Annotated in this window: 4 protein-coding genes; 2 read left to right on the forward strand and 2 right to left on the reverse strand. The window is 66.3% G+C overall.

Features of this window, described 5'->3' with window-relative positions:
* Nucleotides 1-219: 219 nt before the first annotated feature.
* Complete coding sequence (locus tag ABSG20_RS30060) at nt 220-1014, reverse strand: SDR family oxidoreductase (protein WP_423868094.1); 795 nt, start codon at nt 1012-1014, stop codon at nt 220-222.
* Nucleotides 1015-1304: 290 nt separating this feature from the next.
* Entirely contained in the window at nt 1305-2000 is a 696-nt protein-coding gene (trhA, locus tag ABSG20_RS30065) for a PAQR family membrane homeostasis protein TrhA (protein ID WP_423868095.1), read from the reverse strand.
* Nucleotides 2001-2181: 181 nt separating this feature from the next.
* Here trhA and ABSG20_RS30070 point away from each other — a divergent pair, with 181 nt between their 5' ends.
* Together ABSG20_RS30070 and ABSG20_RS30075 are read left to right on the forward strand one after the other, a co-directional pair.
* The gene (locus ABSG20_RS30070) at nt 2182-3651 is read left to right on the forward strand and encodes a YcjX family GTP-binding protein (protein ID WP_423868096.1); all 1470 of its coding nucleotides are present in this window, start codon (nt 2182-2184) and stop codon (nt 3649-3651) included.
* Nucleotides 3648-4682, forward strand: coding sequence for a YcjF family protein (locus ABSG20_RS30075; RefSeq protein ID WP_423868097.1), 1035 nt, complete (start codon nt 3648-3650; stop codon nt 4680-4682). The genes ABSG20_RS30070 and ABSG20_RS30075 overlap by 4 nt, the downstream gene beginning before the upstream one ends.
* Nucleotides 4683-4851: the final 169 nt, after the last annotated feature.

Below are 4851 nucleotides of genomic sequence, written 5' to 3' on the forward strand. Positions count from 1 at the left end.
GACAGGCTGTGTTTGTCGCGACAGGCTGTCTTTGTCGCGACAGCTATGTTTGTCGCGACAGCTGTGTTTGTCGCGACAGCTGTGGTTGTCGCGACAGCTGTGGTTGTCGCGACAGCTGTGTTTGTCGCGACAGCCGTGTTTGTCGCGACAGCTGTGTTCGTCGCGATGACAGCTGCGTTTGTCGCAACAGCCGTGTCGGTCGCGCGGCCCTCGGCGTCTTCACTTGCCGTAGGTCTCGCGCATCCTGGCCTGGATCTTGGCCATGCCTGCGATCCAGCGGTCGTAATTCTCCGCCTTGTTGCGCATGTAGCCCAGCACCTGCGGGTGCGGCAGGATCAGGAATGTTTCCTGCTCGATACCCTTCAGCGCATCCTGCGCGACCTGCCCGGGCGTCAAATCGCCGTCGCCGGATTGCGGGCCCTTCGGGATCGCGCGCAGCATGTCGGTATCGACGCCCTGCGGACACAGGATCGAGACCTTGATGCCATGAGCCTTGTGCGAAATCGCGAGGTTCTCGGCAAAGCCGACCGCGGCGTGCTTGGTGGTCGAATAGGCCGGACTGCCGACCTGCGACAACAGGCCGGCCGCCGAAATGGTGTTGAGAAAGTAGCCCTCCCCGCGCGCTCTCATGCGCGGGATCAGATGCCGCGCGGCATAGACATGGGCCATGACATGGATGGCAAAGCTTCGCGCAAACGGCTCGTCGGAGCTGCCGCCGGCATTTTCCGACATCGGATCGAAGCCGCCGCCGATGCCGGCATTGGAGCAGAACAGCGCGATCGGGCCGAACTGCCGCTCGCTTTCCTCGATGACGTGGCTGACGTCTTTCTCCTGAGCGACATCGCATTCGAAGGCCGCGCCGCCGATGCCGGCCGCAACCGCCCGCGCGCCGGCACCATCGAGATCGGCGACGACAACCTTGGCGGCGCCGGCGCGGTGAAAGACTTCGCACAGCGCCCGCCCGATGCCGTTGGCGCCGCCGGTGACGACCACCACTCTGCCCGCCACCTGCATCGCACCCCCTCCCCCTCAAGCTTTCGGTTTTAAAATTCTAGAGGATCGATTCCATGAAAGCTATCATTTCAAGCCACGGGCGTTGTCCTCTCACTCCCTCTCCCGCTCTTCGCGGGGGAGGGTGGGGTGGGGGCGCGGCATCGGCGGTGTTAGCTACGTGTGTAGCCGCGATATCAGATCGATGGATTTTCGCCCGGAGCTTCCCCCACCCCAACCCTCCCCCGCGAAGAGCGGGAGAGGGGGCGCAGCATCGCAAGCGCCGATATGATCAGAACTTCAAAATCGCTGAGCTACGCCAGAACGAGATCCATCACGGCGGTATAATGGCAGGCCGCGCCCATCAGCACGAAAGCGTGCCAGATCGCATTCTGGAAGCGAAGACGGCGCCAGGCGTGAAAGATCACGCCGAAAGTATAGAGCAGGCCGCCGGCGACGATGAACCACAGCGAAAGCCGCGGCAGCGACGACAGGCCGTCGTCGAAGGCGAGCAGCCCGCTCCAGCCCATCGCCAGATAGAGCCCGACCGATACCTTGTCGAAGCGGCCGGGGAAGAACAGCTTCAGCACGATCCCGACCGCGGCAATGCTCCAAACGCCGGCGAGCAACGACAGCGCAAACACGCGATCCTGCAGCTGGGCAAATACCGGCGTATAGGTCGCCGCGATCAGGACATAGATCGCGGAATGATCGAGCCGGCGCAGCAGCCATTTGCTTTTCGAGATCGGCCACAGATTATAGGCAGCCGAAAATCCGAGCATCATGAGCAGGCCCGCGGCGTAGACCGACACCGAGAGGACTTCGTAGGCGGAAGCGAATACGGCGGCGAGCACGATCAGCACCGTGACCGCGACCAGGCCGCTGAACACGCCGATGCCGTGCACGATGCCGTCCGCGATCAACTCGGCGCGATCATAGTTCCAGCGGATCGCGCCGGCTGCGGCATGGGCCGAGGTCGAGGCGAGTTGCTTCAGTTGGAAGACGGTCATGGCGGCCCGACAAGCTGCGCTGGGATTGAGGTAAAACAACACTCCGGGGAGGTCAATGCGCACCCACCCTCCTCGGCGCCAATCGCGTCTTAAATATGAAACTTGATTCTGGCGAGGCAATCGCCACTTTCCGGTAGTTCTACCGTCAATTGCCACCGTCAAGCCGGGTTTTCCGCGCCGCATGGCCCTCCGTCTTTCCGATATTGTCGATGAAGCGCTGCTTTCGGCGCGGGCCCTGAAGGATTATGGCGATCACTTTTTCAATCCGACGGTGCGGCTCGGCGTCACCGGGCTGTCACGCGCCGGCAAGACCGTCTTCATCACGGCGCTGATTCGCGGCCTCACCCGCGGCGGCCGCTTTCCGGTTTTCGAGCCGTTCGCCTCGGGGCGGATCGCGCGGGCGCGGCTCGAACCGCAGCCCGACGACGCGGTGCCGCGTTTCGATTACGAGAACCATGTCCGCACCCTGGTCGAGCAGCGCCGCTGGCCGGACTCGACGGTGGATGTCAGCGAATTGCGGCTGGTGATCGACTATCAGCGGCCGAACGGCGCCGACCGCACGCTGACGCTCGACATTGTCGACTATCCCGGCGAATGGCTGCTCGATCTGCCGCTGCTGCACAAGACTTACGCGGAATGGTCGCGGGAAAGCCTTGGCCTGTCGCGGCAGCGGCCCCGCGCCAGGCTCGCGGAACCTTGGCACGCCGATCTTGCGACGCTGCATGCGCAAGAGCCGGCCGACGAGCAGGCGGCGCTGTCGGCGGCGCGGCTGTTCACCGAATATCTGCGCGCCTGCCGCGACGAACGCTTCGCCATGAGCCTGCTGCCGCCGGGCCGCTTTCTGATGCCGGGCAATCTTGCGGGATCGCCGGCGCTGACCTTTGCGCCGCTCGACCTGCCCGATGACGGCGCCGCACCCGAGGGCTCGCTGTGGGCGATGATGGTCCGGCGCTATGAGGCCTACAAGGACGTCGTGATCCGGCCTTTCTTTCGCGATCATTTCTCGCGGCTCGATCGCCAGGTCGTCCTGGTCGATGCGCTCGCGGCATTCAACGCCGGACCGGAAGCCCTGGTCGACCTCGAAGCGGCGCTGGCGGGGATCCTGGATTGCCTGCGGATCGGACGCAGCACGCTGCTCTCCAGCCTGTTCCGGCCGCGGATCGACCGCATCCTGTTTGCCGCCACCAAGGCCGATCATCTGCACCATTCGAGCCATGATCGGCTCGAGGCGGTGTTGCGGCGGACCGTCAGCCGGGCGGTCGCCCGCGCCGCGGACACCGGGGCCGATATCGACGTCGTCGCGCTGTCGGCGGTCCGCGCCACCCGCGAGGCCCAGGTGCAGCACGGCCGCGACAGATTGCCCTCCATCCTCGGCACCCCCGCTCCCGGCGAGCGCGCCGACGGCGAGGCCTTCGACGGCTTGACCGAGGTCGCGACCTTTCCGGGCGACCTGCCCGATGATCCGGAGCCGCTCTTTGCCGGCAATGGCGCCTTTCACGGCCTCTCCAGCGCCCCGGCGCAAGGGACCGATTTTCGCTTTCTCCGCTTTCGTCCGCCGCCCCTTGAGAGCGGGGAGGCTGAGGGTCCGGCGCTGCCCCACATCCGTCTCGACCGCGCCCTCCAGTTTCTGATCGGAGACAAACTGCAATGAGCGAGCCTCCCTTGCATCGCAAGCCGGCCACCTTCAGGCTCGATGACCCCGGCGTGGTGGTGATCGATGCGGACGACAAAGGCCGACCCTCGCGCGGCACGGTCCAGGTCACCCCGGAAGCCGACCACCCTGCCCTGCTGCCGGTCCCGGTCGAGCGGCCGGTCGCCCCGGCGCGGCGCGGCTTGCGCTGGGGCGCGGTGTTCTGGAGCGGGATCGCGGGACTGAGCCTGCTCGGCGCCGGGCTTGGCGTCACCCAGCTGATCGAGGATCTGTTTGCGCGCAGCCAAGGTCTAGGCCTGCTCGGACTGGTCTTTGCCGGCGCCGCCGCGCTGGCGCTTGCCGTTGTCGTCGTCCGCGAAATCTTCGGGCTTGTCCGCCTGGCGACGATCGAAAAACTGCATCTGCGCGCCGCCGCGGTGCTGCTGAGCGACGATCGCCGGGAAAGCCGGGACGTGGTGCAGGAACTGGTAAAACTGGCGCATCAGAACCCGCATCTGGCGCGGGCCCGCGCCGCGCTGCAGGGCCATGCCGGCGACATCATCGACGGCGCCGACCTGATCCGGCTGGCCGAACGCGAACTGATGACGCCGCTCGATCAGGAGGCGCGCCGCCTGGTCTCGACCGCCGCGCAGCGGGTCTCGATCGTCACCGCGGTCAGCCCGCGCGCCCTGATCGACGTGCTGTTCGTGTTCGCGGCCTCGCTGCGCCTGATCCGGCAACTGGCGCGGCTCTACGGCGGAAGGCCGGGCGCGCTCGGCATGATCGCGCTGATGCGTCATGTCATTGCCCATGTCGCCATCACCGGCGGCATGGCGGCGAGCGACAGCCTGATCCAGCAGATGCTCGGCCATGGCATTGCCGCCAAGCTGTCGCAGCGGCTCGGCGAAGGCGTCCTCAACGGCCTCATGACCGCGCGGCTCGGGCTCGCGGCCATCGACGTCACCCGCCCGCTGCCGTTCACCGCCTTGCCCAGACCCGCGCTCGCCGATCTCGCCAGGGATCTCCTGCGCAAGCGCGACGGCGAGGAATGAATCTTGAAGCGAGACAGCATGCGAGACAGCAAGCAAGACCGCGAACACAGTGACCCGCTCGCCCCGCGGCTTGCCCGTAACGCCCGCCAGCGTGCGCGCGCGGTAGAGCGGCGAGTCCATGGCTGGCGAAAGCTCCGGGGTCCAGCCGGTCAGCTTTTCCAGCGCGTAG

It is taken from the genome of Bradyrhizobium sp. (assembly GCF_049512235.1).
Classification (GTDB): Bacteria; Pseudomonadota; Alphaproteobacteria; order Rhizobiales; family Xanthobacteraceae; genus Bradyrhizobium.